At 58.4% G+C, this 20,540-nt stretch carries 19 protein-coding genes; 12 read left to right on the top strand and 7 right to left on the bottom strand.

The features are described from left to right. Nucleotides 1-137: 137 nt before the first annotated feature. On the top strand, nt 138-1,448 hold the full coding sequence (locus ACK3CV_RS19040; RefSeq protein ID WP_033635583.1) for an MFS transporter: 1,311 nt from the start codon (nt 138-140) through the stop codon (nt 1,446-1,448). Nucleotides 1,449-1,459: 11 nt separating this feature from the next. Further along, on the top strand, nt 1,460-3,826 hold the full coding sequence (locus ACK3CV_RS19035) for a glycoside hydrolase family 31 protein (RefSeq protein WP_164037976.1): 2,367 nt from the start codon (nt 1,460-1,462) through the stop codon (nt 3,824-3,826). Nucleotides 3,827-3,829: 3 nt separating this feature from the next. On the opposite strand, the gene xseA is transcribed toward ACK3CV_RS19035, so the two are convergent. Then, complete coding sequence (gene xseA / locus ACK3CV_RS19030; protein WP_049191607.1) at nt 3,830-5,206, bottom strand: exodeoxyribonuclease VII large subunit; 1,377 nt, start codon at nt 5,204-5,206, stop codon at nt 3,830-3,832. A gap of 170 nt (nt 5,207-5,376) precedes the next feature. Here xseA and guaB point away from each other — a divergent pair, with 170 nt between their 5' ends. From guaB to ACK3CV_RS19005, 5 genes are all read left to right on the top strand, one after another. Next, nucleotides 5,377-6,840 carry an IMP dehydrogenase gene (gene guaB / locus ACK3CV_RS19025; RefSeq protein ID WP_033635581.1) on the top strand — a complete coding sequence of 488 codons (1,464 nt, stop codon included), beginning with the start codon at nt 5,377-5,379 and terminating at the stop codon, nt 6,838-6,840. A 102-nt stretch (nt 6,841-6,942) separates the two neighbouring features. Then, on the top strand, nt 6,943-8,520 hold the full coding sequence (guaA, locus tag ACK3CV_RS19020; protein WP_164037980.1) for a glutamine-hydrolyzing GMP synthase: 1,578 nt from the start codon (nt 6,943-6,945) through the stop codon (nt 8,518-8,520). 308 nt (nt 8,521-8,828) lie between these two features. Further along, nucleotides 8,829-10,037, top strand: a complete 1,209-nt coding sequence (locus tag ACK3CV_RS19015) for a tyrosine-type recombinase/integrase (protein ID WP_273784909.1) — start codon at nt 8,829-8,831, stop codon at nt 10,035-10,037. Nucleotides 10,038-10,322: 285 nt separating this feature from the next. Further along, complete coding sequence (locus tag ACK3CV_RS19010) at nt 10,323-10,553, top strand: helix-turn-helix transcriptional regulator (protein WP_021241844.1); 231 nt, start codon at nt 10,323-10,325, stop codon at nt 10,551-10,553. A 304-nt stretch (nt 10,554-10,857) separates the two neighbouring features. Further along, nucleotides 10,858-11,715, top strand: coding sequence for a replication initiator protein A (locus ACK3CV_RS19005; RefSeq protein ID WP_226453467.1), 858 nt, complete (start codon nt 10,858-10,860; stop codon nt 11,713-11,715). A gap of 645 nt (nt 11,716-12,360) precedes the next feature. On the opposite strand, the gene ACK3CV_RS19000 is transcribed toward ACK3CV_RS19005, so the two are convergent. The 6 genes from ACK3CV_RS19000 to ACK3CV_RS18975 all read right to left on the bottom strand — a co-directional run bounded on the left by ACK3CV_RS19000 (nt 12,361) and on the right by ACK3CV_RS18975 (nt 16,008). Beyond that, the gene (locus ACK3CV_RS19000) at nt 12,361-12,681 is read right to left on the bottom strand and encodes a hypothetical protein (protein WP_034062118.1); all 321 of its coding nucleotides are present in this window, start codon (nt 12,679-12,681) and stop codon (nt 12,361-12,363) included. Nucleotides 12,682-12,683: 2 nt separating this feature from the next. Then, nucleotides 12,684-14,315, bottom strand: a complete 1,632-nt coding sequence (trbL, locus tag ACK3CV_RS18995) for a P-type conjugative transfer protein TrbL (RefSeq protein ID WP_420703519.1) — start codon at nt 14,313-14,315, stop codon at nt 12,684-12,686. 2 nt (nt 14,316-14,317) lie between these two features. Then, nucleotides 14,318-14,506 carry a hypothetical protein gene (locus ACK3CV_RS18990; protein WP_273784914.1) on the bottom strand — a complete coding sequence of 63 codons (189 nt, stop codon included), beginning with the start codon at nt 14,504-14,506 and terminating at the stop codon, nt 14,318-14,320. 2 nt (nt 14,507-14,508) lie between these two features. Then, complete coding sequence (gene trbJ / locus ACK3CV_RS18985) at nt 14,509-15,303, bottom strand: P-type conjugative transfer protein TrbJ (RefSeq protein WP_222836309.1); 795 nt, start codon at nt 15,301-15,303, stop codon at nt 14,509-14,511. A 268-nt stretch (nt 15,304-15,571) separates the two neighbouring features. Continuing rightward, entirely contained in the window at nt 15,572-15,796 is a 225-nt protein-coding gene (locus ACK3CV_RS18980; protein WP_034025072.1) for a hypothetical protein, read from the bottom strand. Nucleotides 15,797-15,798: 2 nt separating this feature from the next. Further along, nucleotides 15,799-16,008, bottom strand: coding sequence for a TraC family protein (locus ACK3CV_RS18975; RefSeq protein WP_015502448.1), 210 nt, complete (start codon nt 16,006-16,008; stop codon nt 15,799-15,801). 542 nt (nt 16,009-16,550) lie between these two features. On the opposite strand from ACK3CV_RS18975, the gene ACK3CV_RS18970 reads away from it, so the two are divergent. From ACK3CV_RS18970 to ACK3CV_RS18950, 5 genes are all read left to right on the top strand, one after another. After that, nucleotides 16,551-16,934 (top strand): plasmid mobilization protein, encoded by a 384-nt coding sequence (locus ACK3CV_RS18970; RefSeq protein WP_337960777.1) that lies wholly within the window; start codon nt 16,551-16,553, stop codon nt 16,932-16,934. Between the two features lie 168 nt (nt 16,935-17,102). Further along, nucleotides 17,103-17,414: an addiction module antidote protein gene (locus ACK3CV_RS18965; RefSeq protein WP_273784920.1), complete on the top strand. Its 312-nt coding sequence runs from the start codon at nt 17,103-17,105 to the stop codon at nt 17,412-17,414. 106 nt (nt 17,415-17,520) lie between these two features. Then, the gene (locus tag ACK3CV_RS18960) at nt 17,521-17,703 is read left to right on the top strand and encodes an addiction module antidote protein (protein WP_273784922.1); all 183 of its coding nucleotides are present in this window, start codon (nt 17,521-17,523) and stop codon (nt 17,701-17,703) included. Nucleotides 17,704-18,313: 610 nt separating this feature from the next. Then, nucleotides 18,314-19,549, top strand: coding sequence for a DNA methyltransferase (locus ACK3CV_RS18955; protein WP_273784923.1), 1,236 nt, complete (start codon nt 18,314-18,316; stop codon nt 19,547-19,549). Next, nucleotides 19,542-20,468, top strand: a complete 927-nt coding sequence (locus ACK3CV_RS18950) for a Bpu10I family restriction endonuclease (protein ID WP_273784924.1) — start codon at nt 19,542-19,544, stop codon at nt 20,466-20,468. Before ACK3CV_RS18955 ends, ACK3CV_RS18950 begins: the two co-directional genes overlap by 8 nt. Nucleotides 20,469-20,540 lie beyond the last annotated feature (72 nt).

Raw genomic sequence — 20,540 nt, 5'->3', positions numbered from 1 at the left:
AAATAAATCATGGGGTTGTGATTATCTGTCGGCCAATGATACGGCGCCGACCCGTTTTCACCGCCCCGTGTTTGATAGCACAACGTACCCTACCAAAACGCGCGTCGCCGTAGCCGGCGGCCGCGGGGAGAGAACCGATGAGTGTGGAGATCAATCAGGCGGTCGCGCAGAGCGGCCGGCGCAAGTTCAAATCGCTGCGCTGGTGGATGCTGGCGCTGTTCTTGCTGGGCGTCACGGTCAACTACATCACCCGCAACTCGCTGGGCATTCTGGCGCCGGAGCTGAAAACCAGCCTGAACATGAGCACCGAGCAATATGCCTGGGTGGTGGCGTCGTTCCAACTGGCTTACACGGTGTTTCAGCCGATCTGCGGCTGGCTGATCGACGTTATCGGCCTGAAGATGGGCTTTCTGATCTGCGCCGGTATTTGGGCGGTGGTATGCATGCTGCACGCCGGCGCAGGCAGCTGGCTGCAACTGGCCATTCTGCGTTTCTTCATGGGGGGCGCGGAGGCGGCGGCCACCCCGGCCAACGCCAAGGCGATCTCCGACTGGTTCCCGAAGAAGGAGCGGCCGATCGCCGCCGGCTGGGCCGGCGTCGGTTTCTCCATCGGCGCCATGCTGGCGCCGCCGATCATCGTCATCGCTCACGTCTCTTTCGGCTGGCAGGGCGCCTTCCTGTTCTCCGGCGGGCTGGCGCTGATCTGGGTGGTGCTGTGGTGGCTGTTCTACCACTCGCCGCAGCAGCACCCGAACCTCAGCCAGCAAGAGCTGGATCTGATCCGCGAAGACAACGAACCGGTGCTGCCTAAGCTGCCGTTCCTCACCTCGCTGGCCAGCCTGTGCAAGAACAAGAAGTTTTACGGCATCGCCATCCCGGCCTTTCTCGCCGAGCCGGCCTGGGCGGTATTCAGCTTCTGGGTGCCGCTGTACCTGGCCACCGAACGCGGCATGGATCTGAAACAGATCGCGATGTTCGCCTGGCTGCCGTTTCTGGCGGCGGATATCGGCAGCGTCGCCAGCGGCTATCTCACCACCCTGTACCGCAAATGGTTCGGCTGCAGCCGCGTCAACTCGGTGGTCGCCAGCTCGGTGACCGGCGCTTTCCTGATGGTGTCGCTGGCGTTCGTGGCGATCACCCAAGATCCCTATGTGGCGATCGCGCTGATCTCGATCGGCGGCTTCGGCCACCAGGTGATCTCCTGCATGCTCAGCGCGCTGGTGGTGGAGTCGTTCGATAAAAACCAGATGGCGACGGTCAACGGCATGCGCGGATCCAGCGCCTGGATCGCCAGCTTCCTGTTCACGCTGCTGATCGGCGCGGTATCCGACACCATCGGCTTCAACCCGCTGTTCATCGCCATGGGCTTCTTCGATCTGATCGGTGCCCTGTTCCTGATTGCCCTGATCGCCGAACGCGGCGGTAAGAAAACACCTTCACACAGCTAAGTGGAATGCTTATGAAAACCTTGAAAAACTGGACGCTGGCGGCGCAGCATGCCGACCACGTTGAGCTGCTGGTCGATGAACGCCACCGTTTCTGCCTGTACGTGCTGGAAGACGGTCTGTTCCGCGTGTTGATAAAACGTGAGGGCGAACTGGCGCTGGATCGCACCTGGAGCATCGCGCCGCAGGAGGATGTGCCCTGGGAGGGGCGCGATCGGCTCAGCGTCGCCGGCTTCAGCCTGCCGGGCTATCAGCTGCGCCAGGAGGGCGAGCGGCTGATGGTCAGCACGCCGCTGCTGCGCGTGACGGTGCATCAGCCGCTGTGGCTGGAATGGGAATATTGCAACGCCGCCGGCGAATGGCGGCCGCTGGCGGCGGATCGGCCGACCAGCGCCTACCTGCTCAATGCGCACGGCGACGGCGTGGCGCACTATCAGCGGCGTTTCGCCGATGAGCGTTATTACGGCCTGGGGGAGAAGGCCGGCGATCTGGAACGCACCGGCCGCCGCTTCGAAATGCGCAACCTGGACGCCATGGGCTACAACGCCGCCAGCACCGATCCGCTGTACAAGCACATTCCGTTCACCATCACCCGTGGGCCGGAGGCGAGCTTCGGCCTGTTTTACGACAACCTGAGCAGCTGCTGGCTGGATCTGGGCAACGAGATCGACAACTACCACGCGGCCTATCGCCGCTATCAGGCCGAAGCGGGCGATCTGGATTACTACCTGTTCCTCGGGCCGAAGGTAGTGGACGTCACCAAGGCCTTCGTACGCCTGACCGGCCGCACCCACTTCGGGCCGAAGTGGAGCCTGGGCTACAGCGGTTCGACCATGCACTACACCGACGCGCCGGACGCCCAGCAGCAGCTGCAGCAGTTCATCGCGCTGTGTCGCCAACACGCCATTCCCTGCGACTCTTTCCAGCTGTCGTCGGGCTACACCTCGATCAACAACAAGCGCTACGTGTTCAACTGGAACTACGACAAGGTGCCGCAGCCCAAGCAACTGAGCCAGGCGTTTCACGACGCCGGCCTCAGGCTGGCGGCCAACATCAAGCCGTGCCTGCTGCAGGATCACCCGCAGTATCAGGCGGTGGCGGCGCAGGGGCTGTTTATCCGCGATTCGCAAAGCGACGCGCCCGAACGCTCCAGCTTCTGGGACGACGAGGGATCGCACCTCGACTTCACCAACCCTGCGGCGGTGCGCTGGTGGCAGCAGGGCGTCACGCAGCAGCTGCTGGAGATGGGCATCGACTCGACCTGGAACGACAACAACGAGTACGAAGTGTGGGATGGCGAAGCGCGCTGCCACGGCTTCGGGCGGCCAATCGCCATCAAGCACATCCGCCCGGTGATGCCGCTGCTGATGATGCGCGCCTCGATGGAGGCTCAGCAGCGCTTCGCGCCGCAGAAGCGGCCGTACCTGATCTCGCGCTCCGGCTGTGCCGGCATGCAGCGCTACGTGCAGACCTGGAGCGGTGACAACCGCACCAGCTGGCAGACGCTGCGCTACAACATCCGCATGGGGTTGGGCATGAGCCTGTCCGGGCTGTATAACCTCGGCCACGATGTCGGCGGCTTCTCCGGCGACAAACCGGATGCGGAGTTGCTGGTGCGCTGGGTGCAAAACGGCGTGATGCATCCGCGTTTCACCATTCACTCCTGGAACGACGACGCCACGGTCAATGAGCCCTGGATGTACCCGGCCGCCACCCCGGCAGTGCGCGAGGCGATCAACCTGCGTTACCGGCTGATGCCGTATTTCTACACCCTGTTGTGGCAGGCCTGCGCCGACGACGAGCCGATGCTGCGCCCGACCTTCCTCGATCATGAACAGGATGCGCGCACCTTCGGCGAGAACGACGATTTTCTGATCGGCCGCGATCTGCTGGTGGCCAGCGTGGTGGAGCCGGGGCAACGTCGCCGTTCGGTGTATCTGCCGGACAACGGCGAAGGCTGGTACTGCTTCTACAGCGGCCAGTGGTTCGGCGGCGGCCAGACGGTGATGCTGGCGGCGCCGCTGGAGCGTGTGCCGCTGCTGGTGCGCGCCGGGGCGGCGCTGCCGCTGTCGCAGCGGTTGGCGCATGTGGACGTGGCCGCCGACGATCGGCGCGAGCTGCGGCTGTTTCCGCTCAAGGGCTGCGGCGCAAGCAGCGGGCTGCTGTTTGAGGACGACGGTGAAAGCGAGGGCTGGCGACAGGGCGATGCGCTGTGGCTGCGCTGGGAAATGCGCTGCGACCATCAGCGCATCATGCTGGATATCACGACGGAAGGGCGTTTCCGCCCGGCCTGGCGCACGTTGGCGCTCAGTTTACCGGAAGGCGAAATGCGCGCGCTGTGGGTGAACGGCGAACCGGGCGAGCGTTTTACGCTGGAGTAGGGGTTACTCGGCCGCGCGTTTCTTGCGCGGCTTCTTGGCGACGGTGATGGTTTTCACCTCGCTTTCTACCCAGCCATCCTGCAGGCGGGTTTTCAGCAGTTCGCCGACCTGCGCCTGTTTGGTGGTTTTCAGCAGCTCGCCGCGTGGGGTTTGCGTCACGCTGTAGCCGCGCGCCAGCGTCGCCAGCGGGCTGACGGTTTCCAACTGGCTGCAGGCCACGCCGAAGCGCTGGCGGTAGGCGTTAAGCTGCCGCTCCATCGCCTGCTGCAGGCGGTATTCCTGCTGCTGCACGCGCTGTTGATAGCGGTGAATGCGGCCCTGCGGCTGCACTTGCGCCAGCCGCTGCTGGGCGCGTTCGCTGCGGCGGGCGGCCAGGCGCAGCTGTTGCTGCATGCCGTCTTCCATCCGGCGCTGCAGCTTGAACAGCAGCGTTTGCTGGCGCGCCAGGCGCAGATGCGGATGCTGCTGCTGTAAACGGTGGTGAATGCGGGTGAACTGCTGCTGGCGCTGCGCCAGGTAGTAATCCATCGCCATCTCCAGCCGCTGCTGCTGCGACTGCAGCTGGCGCAACAGCTCAAGCTGATTGCGGCTGACCAGTTCGGCGGCGGCGGAAGGGGTCGGTGCGCGCAGATCGGCGACGAAGTCGGCGATGGTGACGTCGGTTTCATGGCCGACGGCGCTGACGATCGGAATGCGGCTGGCGAAGATCGCCCGCGCCACGCGTTCGTCGTTGAAGCTCCACAAATCCTCCAGCGAACCGCCGCCGCGGCCGACGATCAGCACGTCGCATTCGTCGCGGCGGTTGGCGGTCTCGATGGCGCGCACGATCTGCATCGGCGCTTCCGCGCCCTGCACCGAGGTGGGGTAGATGACGATCGGCAGCGACGGATCGCGCCGCTGCAATACCTGCAGAATATCGTGCAGCGCCGCGCCGCTGGCGGAGGTGATCACCCCGACGCGTTTGGCCGGGGCGGGCAGCGGCTGCTTGAATTGCTGATCGAACAGTCCTTCGGCGCTCAGGCGCTGTTTCAACTGCTCGAACTGTTGCTGCAGCAGGCCGTCGCCGGCGGGCTGCATGCTCTCGGCGATCAGCTGGTAGTCGCCGCGCGGTTCATACAGCGTGATGCTGGCGCGCACCAGGACCTGCTGGCCGTTTTGCGGCCGGAAGGTGACGCGGCGGTTGCTGTTGCGGAACATCGCGCAGCGCACCTGGGCGCGATCGTCTTTCAGCGTGAAATACCAGTGGCCGGAGGCGGGCTGGGAGAGGTTGGAGATCTCGGCGGAGAGCCAAATCTGCCCCATTTCCCTTTCCAGCAGTTGGCGAACCGTCTGATTGAGGCGGCTTACGGTAAAAATGGAAGGCGAAACAGGTAGCGACATGTGACCCAGATCAAATTTCAAAACAATCACTTAATTGGTCGATACTACATGGCTGAAAAAGGTAATCAAGACTTTTTGTAAGAAAGTGCTGGAGGCAACCGATTCCGCTCTGTATAATGCCGCGGCAATATTTTATCTTTTTCACAGCCCACCCTGGTGAGATATTGCCCATGCTACGTATCGCTAAAGAAGCTCTGACGTTTGACGACGTCCTCCTGGTTCCAGCCCACTCCACGGTTCTGCCTAACACCGCAGAGCTCGGCACTCAACTGACCAAAACCATCCGCCTGAACATCCCTATGCTGTCCGCAGCCATGGATACCGTTACCGAATCCGGCCTGGCCATCGCGCTGGCGCAGGAAGGCGGCCTGGGCTTCATCCACAAAAACATGTCCATCGAGCGCCAGGCTGAAGAAGTCAGCCGCGTGAAGAAGCATGAAAGCGGCGTAGTTACCGACCCGCAGACCGTTACCCCATCCACCACGCTGCAGGAAGTGAAAGAGCTGACCGCGCGCAACGGCTTCGCCGGTTACCCGGTCGTCACCGAAGACAACGAGCTGGTCGGCATCATCACCGGCCGCGACGTGCGCTTCGTGACCGATCTGACCCAGCCGGTCACCGCGGTTATGACGCCGAAAGATCGCCTGGTCACCGTGAAAGAAGGTGAAGCGCGCGACGTGGTGCTGCAGAAGATGCACGAAAAGCGCGTAGAAAAAGCGCTGGTGGTGGACGACAGCTTTCACCTGCTGGGCATGATCACCGTTAAAGACTTCCAAAAAGCGGAACGTAAGCCGAACGCCTGTAAAGACGAGCACGGCCGTCTGCGCGTGGGCGCGGCGGTCGGCGCCGGCGCCGGCAACGAAGAGCGCGTTGACGCGCTGGTGGCGGCAGGCGTTGACGTCCTGCTGATCGACTCCTCGCACGGCCACTCCGAAGGCGTGTTGCAGCGCATCCGCGAAACCCGCGCCAAATACCCGGATCTGCAGATCGTCGGCGGCAACGTCGCGACCGCAGCGGGCGCCAAAGCGCTGGCTGAAGCCGGCGTGAGCGCGGTGAAAGTGGGTATCGGCCCAGGCTCCATCTGCACCACCCGCATCGTGACCGGCGTGGGCGTGCCGCAGATCACCGCCATCGCCGACGCGGTGGAAGCGCTGGAAGGCACCGGCATCCCGGTTATCGCCGACGGCGGCATCCGCTTCTCCGGCGACATCGCCAAAGCGATCGCCGCGGGCGCATCCTGCGTGATGGTTGGCTCCATGCTGGCGGGCACCGAAGAATCCCCGGGCGAAATCGAGCTGTATCAGGGCCGTTCGTTCAAATCTTACCGCGGCATGGGCTCGCTGGGCGCGATGTCCAAAGGCTCTTCCGACCGTTACTTCCAGACCGATAACGCCGCCGACAAACTGGTGCCGGAAGGTATCGAAGGCCGCGTGGCCTATAAAGGCATGCTGAAAGCCATCGTGCACCAGCAGATGGGCGGCCTGCGCTCCTGCATGGGCCTGACCGGCTGCGCCACCATCGACGATCTGCGCACCAAGGCGGAGTTCGTGCGCATCAGCGGCGCCGGCATTCAGGAAAGCCACGTGCACGACGTGACCATCACCAAAGAGTCGCCGAACTACCGCATGGGCTAATGCCTTAACCTCTCCTGAGTGAGAGGCCGGGGTGGGGCGTTAAGCCCCATCCCGAAACACACATTTTCGCTCTTTTTCTCTTGTTGCTGGAATTCGCCTCACATGACACAAAATATCCATAAGCATCGCATCCTGATACTGGACTTCGGTTCGCAATACACCCAACTGGTCGCCCGCCGCGTGCGCGAAATCGGCGTTTACTGCGAACTGTGGGCCTGGGACGTTAGCGAAGAGCAGATCCGCGAATTCAACCCAAGCGGCATCATCCTCTCCGGTGGCCCGGAAAGCACCACCGAAGCCGGCAGCCCGCGCGCCCCGGACTACGTGTTCAACGCCGGTGTGCCGGTGCTGGGCGTGTGCTACGGCATGCAGACCATGGCGATGCAGCTGGGTGGCCATGTGCAGGGTTCCACCGAACGCGAGTTCGGCTACGCGCAGGTGGAAATCGTCAAAGAGAGCGCGCTGCTGCGCGACATCGAAGACGCCATCAGCCCGGCCGGAAAACCGCTGCTGGACGTGTGGATGAGCCACGGCGACAAAGTGACCGCGATCCCGTCCGACTTCGTGACCATCGCCAGCACCGACACCTGCCCGTTCGCCATTATGGCCAACGAAGAAAAACGCTTCTACGGCGTGCAGTTCCACCCGGAAGTGACCCACACCCGCCAGGGCCAGCGCATGCTGGAGCGCTTCGTACTGGACATCTGCCAGTGTGAAGCCCTGTGGACCCCGGCCACCATCATCGAAGATGCGGTTGAGCGCATCCGCGAGCAGGTGGGTGAAGACCACGTGATCCTCGGCCTGTCCGGCGGTGTCGACTCCTCCGTGACCGCGATGCTGCTGCACCGCGCCATCGGCAAACGCCTGACCTGCGTGTTCGTCGACAACGGCCTGCTGCGCCTGAACGAAGCCAAGCAGGTGATGGAAATGTTCGGCGACCACTTCGGCCTGAACATCGTGCACGTCGAGGCGGAAAACCGCTTCCTGACCGCACTGGCGGGCGTGGACGAGCCGGAAGCCAAGCGTAAAATCATCGGCCGCGTGTTCGTTGAAGTGTTCGACGAAGAGGCCTGCAAGCAAGAGCAGGTGAAATGGCTGGCGCAGGGTACCATCTACCCGGACGTGATCGAATCCGCCGCTTCCGCCACCGGCAAAGCGCACGTGATCAAATCGCACCACAACGTGGGCGGCCTGCCGAAAGAGATGAAGCTGGGCCTGGTCGAGCCGCTGAAAGAGCTGTTCAAAGACGAAGTGCGCAAGATCGGCCTGGAGCTGGGCCTGCCGTACGACATGCTGTTCCGTCATCCGTTCCCGGGCCCGGGTCTGGGCGTGCGCGTGCTGGGCGAAGTGAAGAAAGAGTACTGCGATCTGCTGCGCCGCGCCGATGCCATCTTCATCGAAGAGCTGCACAAAGCCGACCTGTACAACAAAGTCAGCCAGGCGTTCACCGTATTCCTGCCGGTGCGTTCGGTCGGCGTGATGGGCGACGGCCGCAAATACGACTGGGTGGTCTCCCTGCGTGCGGTAGAAACCATCGACTTCATGACCGCGCACTGGGCGCACCTGCCGTATGACTTCCTCGGCCGCGTCTCCAACCGCATCATCAACGAAGTGAACGGCATCTCCCGCGTGGTGTACGACATCAGCGGCAAGCCGCCGGCGACGATCGAGTGGGAATGATCCCGCGTCCGGCATAGACTGGCACCAAAGTGCATTAAAACACCCCTAAGCCCGCGTAACTGCGGGCTTTTTTCGTTCTTGGTGTGGCACTGTCTGGCAAATTTTCGCATCGCCAAGCACCCCGTTTTTATGGCATGGTAGATGGTACGATTTGAACCTGATGCCATGTTCGGCACTCGATACCATGCCGCTTCTGATGGGGTGTTCATGGTATCGAATTTAGATAACTCATTGTCCTGAAAGAAGTTTTTGAGGATGTGTGGGGCTTTTTTGAGCATGGTATTTTTGAGAGGAAACCCAACCCGACCATGCTGACTGATACCAAGCTGCGCAACCTCAAGCCGAAGGACAAGCTCTATAAAGTGAATGACCGTGACGGCCTCTACGTGGCCATCACGCCTGCGGGTTCGATTTCATTCCGCTACAACTACTCGATCCACGGCAGGCAGGAGACAATCACCTTCGGCCGCTACGGTGTCGGAGGGATCACGCTAGCGGAAGCCCGCGAACGGCTGGGCGAAGCTAAGAAGATGATCGCCGCAGGGAAATCTCCAGCCAAGGAGAAGGCGCGGGACAAAGCCCGCGTCAAGGATGCAGAGACATTCGGCGCGTGGGCCGAGAAGTGGTTGCGCGGCTATCAGATGGCCCCCAATACCCGAGACATGCGCCGCTCAGTCTACGAGCGCGAGCTAAAGCCGAAATTTGGCAACCAAAAACTGGTAGAGATTACCCATGAAGACTTGCGAGCGCTGACAGACGCCATTGTAGAGCGAGGCGCACCGGCAACGGCGGTGCATTCGCGAGAGATCGTCTTGCAGGTCTATCGCTGGGCCATCGAACGCGGCCAGAAGGTCGAGAACCCGGCCGATCTGGTGCGCCCCTCGACTATCGCCAAGTTCGAGCCGCGAGATCGAGCACTGACGCCCGATGAAATCGGCTTGATGTACCAGTACATGGAGCGCATTGGCACCACGCCTTCCATTCGGGCGGCCGCCAAGCTGCTGTTGCTGACGATGGTACGCAAAAGCGAACTAACTAACGCGACGTGGAGCGAGATCAATTTCACCGACGCGCTCTGGACAATCCCCAAGGAGCGGATGAAACGCCGCAACCCCCATTTGGTGTTCCTGTCTAGGCAGGCGCTGGACATTTTCATTGCCCTGAAAACCTTCGCGGGCGGTTCGGAGTACGTACTGCCATCTCGCTATGACTCGGACTTGCCGATGAGCAGCGCCACGCTCAATCAGGTGCTCACGCTGACCTATCGTCTAGCTCAGAAGGAAGGGCAGTCGCTTGGCAAGTTCGGACCGCACGACTTGCGGCGCACAGCCAGCACGCTACTGCATGAGGCGGGCTATAACACTGACTGGATCGAGAAGTGCCTTGCGCACGAACAGAAGGGCGTTCGAGCCGTCTACAACAAGGCCGAGTACCGCGATCAGCGCCGGGCAATGCTACAGGATTGGGCGGACATGATTGACGAGTGGACACTCAGGAAACCTCGACCCAAGGACTGATTCGGAGCCTTGAGACCTGCATTTTGTCGCGAAATGCCCACTTCGGTGGGCATTTTTTTGTCCGTAAAACGTATGAATTTCCGGACGCAATAAATTGGCTTTCTGTGCCTATTTTAAACCTAATAAAAACAGCGGTTTGAGTTATCAAGATTGTCCGTCAAACCGTGAATTTTCGGACACTAAGTGATTGATTTAATTGAAAAAAATCGTACTGAAATGCTGGAAATCACCGGCATTGTGTAGCAATAATTAAACCTCAGACAATGACAAAATGAGGTATTCGGTGTGGAAAGAGAATTAAGGAGAGCGCGTAAAGTTCTCATTAGCAAAAAGCAGCTGCTAGAGATGATTCCACTGTGCGAGCGCACGATCTACAACTTTGAAAAGCAGGGGAAATTCCCTCAGCGCATCGCACTTAGTAGCCGCAAGGTCGTATGGGATTTGGCCGAGGTCGAGGCATGGATTGATGCGTGCAAACATTCCAGCCCGGCCCCCCGGCCCGGAATGGGCGCCTGAACCGTGGCCAGAGGTATGCAGGCGGTGCCCGCGAGCGAGCTGCCTACTACCGACTTTGTGCGGCGCGGGATGGGCTACCCGTATGACTAGCAGGCACAGCGGTCCCCAGCCGATAGGCGCCGTGCTAGGCGAATTGGGAGGCGCGCTGGATCGCCTTGGTGAGAACATCCGGAGACGAAACAGGGAGCGCATCGAGGCGGCAGCGCTCCCCGGCGAGACATACGAGCACGCTGCCGCTCGCTTGCAACGCGAAGCAGACCAAGAACGCCGCCCGGCAGCTCATAGTTCACAACCGGCGACCCTTGTGCGCAAACCGCCCAAGGGTGACGAGCAGTCAGATTTCTTCGCTCCAACGCTCTATGACGTAAGCACCCGCGACAGCCGCAGCGTCATGGACGTGGCCGTGTTCCGTCTGTCCAAGAAGGATAAGCGAGCCGGTGAACTGGTCCGCTATGACCTGCCGGATGGATACGTGGAAGTGTCCGCAGGCGCGCACGGTATGGCCTCAGTGTGGGACTACGACATTGTGCTGATGCTGGTGTCCCACCTGACCGAAGCTATGAACCGCTATCGAGAAGGAAAGGGCGACAAGCCGGGGAGAGTATTCCGGCCGCATGTCAGTGACATTCTCAAATTCGCCCGGCGCGGTGACGGTAGCCGTCAGGTTGAAGAGGTGGAGGCCGCGCTAGATCGGTTGCGAGGCACAACCATCAAGACCGTACGCGAAAACGGTAAGTTCCGCACGACGGAGGCCGAAGGGTTGATTGCGCGCTATCGTGTTCTGTCCCGCACGGACACCAAGAGGATCAGCTCGGTCGAGATCGAAGCCCCGGAGTGGATTTACCGCGAGGTGGTCGATGGCAAGCGCCCGGAGGTTCTGACTGTGCACCCGGACTACTTCCTGATCGAGCCGGGCATCGGCCGGTATTTGTATCGGCTTGCGCGAAGGGCCGCTGGGCGTACAGAGGCCAAGTGGAGCTTTGCCACGATTTACGAGCGCAGTGGTTCGACGGGGACGCTCAAGAAGTTCACCGAGAACCTGCGAAAGATCATCACCGCGAATGACCTGCCCGAGTACACATTGACGGAGGAACCCGGACAGAGCGGCCCGCAGCTCATTATGAGGCACCGGAACGTGCAAGCAGATTCTCCCGGTCCCTAATAGACGGTGAGATGTATTCATGAGGCCCGATTCCGGGCCTTTGTCGTTTGATTGGCGGACAGTTTCCGGACAAAGGACCCAAACTGGTACCTGTTCCGTCTATTAGGGGCCGACAACCTGTGGATAGTCCGTCTATTAGGGGCTAATCCCCGTCTATTAGGGACCGGATTCCGTCTATTAGGGGCCAAAACCCGTCTATTAGGGACCGGGGTTTTCTGTAAGTTATTGAAATTAAAGAGAAATTTGGCAGATTTTCTCTCTAAATCTTTTAAAACTTAATTAAAACTTTAAAACCCGCTCCGGCTGTAAAAGTCGGCGACTGATGGGGCACCTCCCTGCGGGCTTCCCGTCGCTTCGTTCCGTCGAACACACACCACCTCAACCACCTGGTACATCGTGCCGTCTGCGGCATCTGAATGGACACCCAAAGGAAAGGCCTAGGGCGAATGACCCATCGCGCCTACCAGAAGGTCACAGGGGCTGCCAAAAACGCTTTTTAAGGGTGAGGTAACGGTGAGGGTGCGCATAGTGGCGAAAATTGCTCAGGACGCAGCGCAGAGCGTTACAGGGTGTGTAATAGACGGAGGGCGTGCGGAAGGCAAAAAACCCCGCACTGAGGCGGGGTTGTGTGGGGCTGGCCAGCGATCAGCGATTACCGGGCTTCTCTCGCTTCTGGGCTTCCTGTGCGGCTTGGATGGCCATCAACACTTGCTGGTTCAGAGCGGCGTTATTCTTGCTGCCAAGCAGCGGTAGGCGATTCAGCGCCTGTGCCCCGGAAAACATGCGATAGGAAGCTGACAGGGCGAGCGGGCTTACCCGAAGCTGCAAGGCCGTGAACTGGCGATCCAGCTTATCGAGCTGCGGCCCGTAGCCCTTGCTACGCAGCCATCGGCCGAGCGCCCACATGCCGATGGCGAAGGTCGAGGCGATTACTACGAATCCAGCGAACATCAGAATGTCCATCATGGTTATTTCTCCGGTTGGTCGTTGTTCGAGGCCGTGCCCGGCACCTTGAGCGAGGCGAGGCGGCTGGGTGTAGAACTGGCGTCCGAGGCCGGACGGATGACATTGGCTTCCGCTTGTGTAGGTTCCGCGGCTGATTCCGCTCCATTGGCCGGAGCGGCCGAACTTGTATCGTCAGGGACAGGTGGCGGAGATCCTGCGCCAAGAGACAAGGCGTGCGCGTTCTCCATGCCCGGCACTGCCATCGAGGCCATCACGCCAAGCATTTTTGCGCCACCATTGGCCGCTTGCGAAAGGGCGTTGCCGGAGCTGACCACTCCCCCTTTTGGTGTCGCCTGTTGGTCTTTGTCGTCGTTGCCCTGCGCGGCCTTCCCAGCCTGTTTGGCGGCCTGCTGTACGCCGTTGCTGGGTTGCGGAGCAGGCCCGGACGTTACCGCATGGGCAGCGCTTCCGCCGACCCGCGAACCAGCCGACGCGCCGTTGGCCGTCGCAGAGCCGCCGATGCTGGTACCGACGCTGGATGACGCCGCGCCGGTCATCGAGCTGCCAGCACCTACTGCCCCGGCAGCACCGCTGCCCCCGGCGAAGCTGGAACTGATCGCAGCGGCCAAACCGCCACCACCGATGCCACCGGCACCCGCCGCACCTGCACCGGCTGCACCACCACTACCGGCCGCACCGAGAGCACCGGCCGCTGCCGGAGCGGCCGCCCCAGCCGTGGCGATGGTGGCCGCTGCCGCAGCTGCCCCGGCAGCACCGGCTACTGCCATTCCGCCGATGGCCGAGCCGCCGCCCATCGACGTGCCGCTAATCATGCCGCCGATCAGGTCAGGAATAGTTTTGGTCAGGTAGCAGCACACCAAGGCCAGACCGACCATCGTCATCAACGACGCTTCATCATTGGTATAGGCTGCTAACCACTGCTTAGCCGAATGCACGATCAGGCCGACAAGCAGTGTCAGAACGAACAGCTTGGCACCGATTGCGATAGTGAAACGCATAGGTGCAATCGCAAAGTCCCGCGTCCATTGCGAGCCACCAAAGCCAAAGAACAGTACGGATGCGTTGATGATCACGTAGGACTCTACGAGCGTCACAAACATGAACGCGGCGATGAAGGCGAAGCACGCCAATACCAGCACAGCGCATACAGCGATAAGAATCCCCTTAGCCGGAGAAAACACTGAAATGCCCTCCACCATGGTGCGGCCGAAATCCAGTGCAACTGAAAGCATATCGCCGGGTTCTAGTGCACGACCGAGACCGCTTGCCGATGCCGCTGCATCGCGGAAGCTATCGACAATGGCCGTAGACCACTCCACCGAGTACTGCATGACTGCGAGGAAGAAACCCATCACCAGCACGAAGCGCAGCAGCTCGCCGACAATCTCGCCCAAATCGGCTTGCTTCATGACCAGAGGCATGAACGTCCAGACGAATTGGATAGAGGCCAGCAGCCAAAACAGTCTGATTGCGTAGTCATATAGCTTTCCTGACCACTGGTGCGACTGCTGCAAAACGAGGTCGAGTAGGCCTTGAACCGATGTATCGGCATGGGAAAGGTCGGTCGCGGCCATAGCATCCCCGCCCGCGAACACACTCGCCAAGACGAGGAACAACAATAGACGACGATCCATAGCTAGTACCCCTTGACGCCGCCGCGAGTGTTCGGGCGCGCCTCAAACGAGGCATCAGCGTCACGCTGTTGCCGTTGCTGCTCAGCCACCGCCGCACACTCGCTGTTGCTTTGAACCACCACAGTGACCACGGAACCGGCCAGTGCGGACCCGGCGCACATCAAGGCGATGAGCCATTTCGAAATAGTCATTTTCAGTACCCCTTCACGCCGCCACGTGTGTTTTTGCGCGCTTCAAACTGCTGTTCGGCGGCTTCGCTGGCAGCCTTCCGGTCGCCCTGCTGAGCCATGAAGTTGCCCTGCATGTTGATTTGCGTGGCCAGCAGATCGCGCAGCTTCTGGAGCTGCTGCACGTTCTGCGAGGCAATTTCGTTGCCCGCCTGAATCGCTTGCATCCGGCCCACGGCCGATTGCGAGCGAGCCACCATGCGGTCTAGCTGCGCGTCCTCAGACTCAAAGGTGCTGGTATTGACGCTCGCCGCTTCCAGCGCTGTTCTCACGTTGTCGCGGCCCTGTTCTGACCACTTCTGATAGCGATCACGCGCCGGGACCTCTGCCGAGTTCGCTGCTTGATTCAGGTAGGACTCGAAGCCGGGAAAAGCCGTGTTGAACTGCGCATCCATGTTCTGGATTTGGCGGCCCAAGGCCTGCGAGCGGTTGTAGATATTCACCACGCTTTTCAGGTCGGCCGCGATGCTGCCGAACATCGAATCTGGCAAGCCCGTGCCCTGCGTGACCATGTTTTGGTACTGCTGAATCTGCGTGCTCAGTTGCTCGGCAGTGTTCAGCGCGGTGTTGACCGCCTCGGCGTACTCGAACATTTGTTGATAGAACGTCGAGCAGTTCGAGCAGTAGATGGCGTAAGCCGGGGCAGGTGCCATGTAGAGAGTTACACCAAGTCCCGTGCTTGCCATTGCCAGTGCCAGCGCCGCGCCTCGGCCGAATTTCCGGACAGTAAAAACCGCCATTTTTCTTGATTCTATTGCCATACCGAATACCTCGTTTTGTCATCATCCGAGGTTTGATTATTGACCGATATGGGGCGGTTTCAAATATGCGGATAATCTTCTATCCGCATAGAATTCAATGACTTGTGTCCGCAAACTGTCCGCCAACCTTGATGAAGGTAGTTCCCAACACTCTGATTTGAAACGGACTTTTCTTGAAGGGTGGAAGGGACACGGCAGTCCGCTCTAATACGTTTTACGGACAAAAAAAATGCCCACCGAAGTGGGCTTTTGATCAGGCGGCGGCGGGTTAGTGCGTCACGAAATAGGGGTTCTGCACACGGTACGAGCCGCGCTCTGCTTTAGGAATGTGCAGCGTCTCAAGGTGCCAATCTTCGAGGGAAGAAGCCAGCTCGGCCGCAATGCGCTGGGCTTCCGTAACGTTCTTGCTGGGCCGTCCACTGGCGCGACCGAGGCAGGCTTGCAGTTCGTTGAGTTGAGTGGCCAAAACGCCGATGCGGTGAGCTGTCTTCATGATCAATTCCCCTTGCTGATCCTTTCTACGATCCTGTCGAATTCTTCCCGGACCTGTTCGTCCGTCAGCTCAAGATTAACCAATCCTGATTTTATTGCAATTCTTCCGATTCGTTCGGCAGCCTCATTGTCGAGTTTTGCCAATCTTGCTTTCGCCATTTCAAGCTCTGAAATGGCGTCTGAACGGCGCTCTGCGAGGGTTTTTCGTGCCATGACTACTCCGTTGTTTCTTGATGATTGAGCTTTGAAAAAAAGCGTGTGAACGGGACTATGTTCTCATCCGGGTCGAGAAATTTACAAGGCGTAGATTTCGGCTAGCGGGGAAGATGGCCATTCAAAATCTCTCACTTTTGGTGTCAGACCATCCATGATGGTCATGAACTCAAGCGTAAACGCGATTATGTGCGAATCTACGCGATTCTATGCGATTACAAGAATTGATTAATGCGACACTACGCGAATGTATGCGAATTAGCGCGAATGTACGCGATTGCACCATGTTCTACTGGCCATTCTGTTCCAGTCGCATAAAATCGCAGAGAAGTAGCAGGCAGGATGTGTGTTGTACCGGTACGGGCAAGCCCGCACCAGTCCAACACCGCCCCTTACTCACCTGCGGATCGACGGCATCCTGCTCTGCGAGGCTGACGGTCGCTGCCGCGACAAAGGAGCCACGGGCACCAAAAAGGAGGCGCAAACTGGGCAAGACAACGACACCAATCCGCGCCATCGGGCGCGATAGAAAAGGGGCACTGATGAGTGACGAAGAACAGAAGCCGAAAGGGAAGGGCCGAGGAACCCGACCCCGAGGCCAACGAATAGAGGTATGGGTGAACAATGACGAAAAGGCAGAGTTGGCCGACCGGGCCGCTCAGGCCGGTTTGTCGTTGTCCGCCTATATGAAGGTTGCCGGACTCAACGCGCCGATCAGGGCACGCTCCGACCTGTCGGCCGTAACCGATCTTGTGAAGGTAAACGGGGACCTTGGCCGGGTGGCTGGGTTGCTGAAATTGTGGCTCGCGGAAAAGCGCGGCCAAGGTGCAAAACCCATAGACGTCGAGCGGATGATGATCGAATTCCGAGAGTTGCAGGCAGGAATTCGAGAGCAGATGAGTGCTATCGTCTTTACTCGGAAATGACAAACGGCCCATGCGGGTCGTTTCAGTTTTTCGCTTTTGGTGCTTATTCGAGGATGGCCGGGTTGTGCGCCCGCTTGGTGGTGCTGCTTTGTGGAGGCGACAAGAGCAGTCAGGAGCGGGACATTGCCCTAGCCAAGACCATTGCAGCGCAGTGGAAGGGTGACCAAGATGGAAGTCAAATTCAGCCACTACGACACGGCGGACTATCTCAAGACCGAGGACGATATTGCGGCCTATCTCGATGCCGTGATGGAGGACGGCGACCCCGCGCTGATCGCGGCGGCGCTCGGAGACTTGGCCCGCACTCGCAACCTTAGCCAGCTTGCCCGCGACGTGGGAATGAGCCGCCAAGGGCTGGACAGGGCCCTTTCAGGCGATGGCGACCCGAGCTTCGTAACCGTGGTGAAAGTCGCCCAGGCGCTTGGTCTGCGGCTCACCTTCAAGCCGACTCACGGCGGGCCCGCACCGGCCGGGCACTGATAGCCTGCGGGCTGCGCTTTGGATTGCACAATCCAAAACGAGGCGCTGAAATTGTCTTGGATTACCGCATGCTTTATTGTGATCGGAGAAAGGAGGACGGCACTAAATGAAAGACAGATCGCACGACACGGCGATGGCTGAGTGCTTCCACGCCGATCCGACCTATGCGGCGGAATTGCTTGCGGAAGTCCGCCGCAATGGTGATCCAGCCGAACTGATCATTCTGTTGCGGCAGATGGCCACTGCTTCAGGCAATGAAAACGATGAAGCGATCAGCTTGGGCGCGTGACGGGAGCCCATCAGCTACTTCCGAAATCCCCTTCTAGGTCTATTGGGCGTATTGAAGCAGGCCACACAAATAGGCGATTTTAAGATGCCGTTTTGAAAGGCTTCGGTAGTCCGCAAGACCAACATCAACGACCTTCCTATCTTTGCACATCTGACGGACAAATGCGATAACACGCTGGAGATGATTTGGCAAAAGGTTGGACGGGCGGCGGTGCTGGCAACGCTAAGCGGCATGGTGATAGAGATCGTGAAAATGTGGCAGGCCGCTCTCTCCCGGCGGGACAACTCCTTACGGCCGATCAACTGCACTCTTTAAGTTATCACGCTGTTAGTGCATAATCAGTGCGGTACAATTTGGAGTGTGCAGGATGGTACAGACAAACTTTACGTGCCGCGTTGACGCTGACCTCAAGCATGCCTTTCTTCGGGCTGCTAAAGCGGATGATCGCTCGGCCTCCATGCTTATCCGTGATTTTATGCGTGCCTACGTTCATCGTTCAGCGCAAGGTCAGCAAGCTGGTCCGCCCTTCGATACTCATGTAGACAGCCCAAAAAGCTCATAGTGAGCCTTTTAGCAGGGGATAAGCCACATTTATTGGGAAATTATAGGTATGGAAAGTGTCCTGATTCAGGACTTTGATGCGGCTCAGGCGCTTAGCTATTCTACGTTTTCTGGGCGTGTTCAGCAAAGTGACGATCAGCATCGTCTTGACATCGTCGAAAAGGAGCGGACTAGCGCCTTGCCTTGGCGAGGACAGTTCAGCCCTCAGTTAATTGAATACCTCCTTTCAAAACATTGCAAGAAGGGAGACTACGTCCTTGACCCATTTTGCGGGAGTGGCACAGTCCTCCGCGAAGCCGCTAGGATCGGCATCAACGCTCTAGGGATGGATGTTAATCCCGCTGCTGTTTGTCTAGCAAAAGTCAGCGAGTTGGCAGGGGTTGAGCCTGGATGCCGTTGGTCGATCATTGCTCGCGTGCGCGAGTTTTGTCGGGATCTTCAATCGCTAAGTTGTGAGAAACAAGAGGGCGTTGAGGTTGAGCAGGCCGCCACTCTTCTCTCCAGCTTGGATCTGGGCGAAAAGGAAAGAATTGCCTTGGAGGGGGGGCTTCTTTTTCTGTTTTCTAACGGAAGGTTGATTGCTGGAGATAAAATAACGAGAGGGGTTGAGCGTTATTTATCTGTTGTTTTTGATTCAATCAGCTATCCGGGTCGACTTTCTGCAAAGCTCGGTGATGCTAGGTCTGTGGGTGAGTCAGAGAATACCTTTGATTACTTGGTTACGTCACCTCCTTATATAAATGTTTTTAATTACCATCAGAATTATCGTCCGATAATAGAGGCGCTTGGACATCAGCCGCTCTCTGCAGCGAAATCCGAGATCGGAGCAAATAGAAAGTTTCGGCAAAACAGATATATGACTGTTGTGCAGTACTGTATGGATATTGCGCAATTCTTTGTAGAGGCAGACCGTGTTCTAAAGGAACGAGCAAAGATGACTATAGTTCTTGGGCGCGAGTCGAATGTTCGGTCAGTTTCATTTAGAAATGGGGAGTTAATAAGCGCTATTGCTTGTGAGGGGATGGGTTTTGAGCTTGTTGAATGGAATGAGCGGAAGTTCATGAACCGTTTTGGCGAGTCTATATATGAAGACGTCCTTACTATGATCCCCAATAAATGTGCGCTAGATAAAGCTGTGGAGATTGGAAGAGCAGTAGGGGCTCAGGCGCTGACAAACGCACTGGAGTATTGTCCTGAAGAGCGGAGAGGAGAAATCTCAGAGGCCGTTGCTTCAGTAAATAAAATTACACCTTCTCCGCTAGTTAGGAATTCAGATAATGATTGATGTTGTTCAAGCGCGGGCGCATGGAGACAAGTTGCATGCGCTAGCGCATAATGCAAAACTCCCCGCAAGTGACAAGCCACGGGTTGAGGCGCAGATACAGACTTATAATACATGGGTAGCGGAAATGAATGCTCTCAGAAGTGAGGGCGATGAGCTGCTAAACGAGTTGGTGAGTCTTCTTAATGCATACAAGAAATCAGTAGAGTTTGATCTTATTTTTTGTTCTGACGAAGACTTTCTCTATCGTCAGAAAGGGCAGCTCAAGCTAGATAATACGATCCTTGAAGAGTTCCTTCCGCGTTTGTTTGATGCGCGCCTTATCCCAGGCTTTGCACGGCAAAAGGGGCTTGAGTGTGGGCCGAAAGCGAGTTTTGCCGGCCTTTCCTTCGAAGGTCCGCTGCTTGCGCTGTCTAGCGGAGGGGTTTATGTCAAGAGAAAAGATCAAGATTTTTCTGTGACGCGTCAGCATAAACTGCGGATCACGACTCCATCAAACCCAGACGACTTCTTTGAGCAAGATTTTCATATTTCCTATTTCGCTACAGAAATAAAGACAAACCTTGACAAAACAATGTTCCAAGAAGCGGCCGCGACAGCAGGGGAGCTTAAACGAGTGTCTTCTGGGTCAAAGTATGTGCTGCTCTGCGAGTGGTTAGATATGACGCCGATCAACACAAAACTGACGGCAATGGATGAAGTGATTGTACTTAGAAGAGCCAAGCGGCTGGGCTCTAATCAGCGATCAACTTTCTCCACTGCGGAAGGGCGGCGCGAGAAAAGGCAATGGTACAGTGATTTTCTGGATAGCTATCCACTGAGTTTTGAGGGCTTCAAGAGATTGATATGGCACCTTAATGAATGCTTCCCTGCCGAAGAGCACGATTCAGAGGATATTGTGCTAGAGCGTGGGTATTTCTGAAAAAGGATGTGTGCTTGTTGCGGTAAGTCCGTAAATTACGAGTGACTGCGCCAAAATTAGTTCAAGGCCAAA

The sequence above is a fragment of the Serratia sp. TSO36 genome (assembly GCF_057808395.1).
This window is presented reverse-complemented; position numbering and strand designations above follow the sequence as displayed.

What these genes read in the sequence shown, in the direction of transcription:
- trbJ (WP_222836309.1), bottom strand. Translation starts at nt 15,303, where the DNA reads ATGGCAATAGAATCAAGAAAAATGGCGGTTTTTACTGTCCGGAAATTC.
- ACK3CV_RS18990 (WP_273784914.1), bottom strand. Translation starts at nt 14,506, where the DNA reads ATGACTATTTCGAAATGGCTCATCGCCTTGATGTGCGCCGGGTCCGCA.
- ACK3CV_RS18950 (WP_273784924.1), top strand. Translation starts at nt 19,542, where the DNA reads ATGATTGATGTTGTTCAAGCGCGGGCGCATGGAGACAAGTTGCATGCG.
- ACK3CV_RS18970 (WP_337960777.1), top strand. Translation starts at nt 16,551, where the DNA reads ATGAGTGACGAAGAACAGAAGCCGAAAGGGAAGGGCCGAGGAACCCGA.
- guaB (WP_033635581.1), top strand. Translation starts at nt 5,377, where the DNA reads ATGCTACGTATCGCTAAAGAAGCTCTGACGTTTGACGACGTCCTCCTG.
- ACK3CV_RS18975 (WP_015502448.1), bottom strand. Translation starts at nt 16,008, where the DNA reads ATGGCACGAAAAACCCTCGCAGAGCGCCGTTCAGACGCCATTTCAGAG.
- guaA (WP_164037980.1), top strand. Translation starts at nt 6,943, where the DNA reads ATGACACAAAATATCCATAAGCATCGCATCCTGATACTGGACTTCGGT.
- ACK3CV_RS18955 (WP_273784923.1), top strand. Translation starts at nt 18,314, where the DNA reads ATGGAAAGTGTCCTGATTCAGGACTTTGATGCGGCTCAGGCGCTTAGC.
- trbL (WP_420703519.1), bottom strand. Translation starts at nt 14,315, where the DNA reads ATGGATCGTCGTCTATTGTTGTTCCTCGTCTTGGCGAGTGTGTTCGCG.
- ACK3CV_RS18965 (WP_273784920.1), top strand. Translation starts at nt 17,103, where the DNA reads ATGGAAGTCAAATTCAGCCACTACGACACGGCGGACTATCTCAAGACC.
- ACK3CV_RS19000 (WP_034062118.1), bottom strand. Translation starts at nt 12,681, where the DNA reads ATGATGGACATTCTGATGTTCGCTGGATTCGTAGTAATCGCCTCGACC.
- ACK3CV_RS19040 (WP_033635583.1), top strand. Translation starts at nt 138, where the DNA reads ATGAGTGTGGAGATCAATCAGGCGGTCGCGCAGAGCGGCCGGCGCAAG.
- xseA (WP_049191607.1), bottom strand. Translation starts at nt 5,206, where the DNA reads ATGTCGCTACCTGTTTCGCCTTCCATTTTTACCGTAAGCCGCCTCAAT.
- ACK3CV_RS18960 (WP_273784922.1), top strand. Translation starts at nt 17,521, where the DNA reads ATGAAAGACAGATCGCACGACACGGCGATGGCTGAGTGCTTCCACGCC.
- ACK3CV_RS18980 (WP_034025072.1), bottom strand. Translation starts at nt 15,796, where the DNA reads ATGAAGACAGCTCACCGCATCGGCGTTTTGGCCACTCAACTCAACGAA.
- ACK3CV_RS19015 (WP_273784909.1), top strand. Translation starts at nt 8,829, where the DNA reads ATGCTGACTGATACCAAGCTGCGCAACCTCAAGCCGAAGGACAAGCTC.
- ACK3CV_RS19035 (WP_164037976.1), top strand. Translation starts at nt 1,460, where the DNA reads ATGAAAACCTTGAAAAACTGGACGCTGGCGGCGCAGCATGCCGACCAC.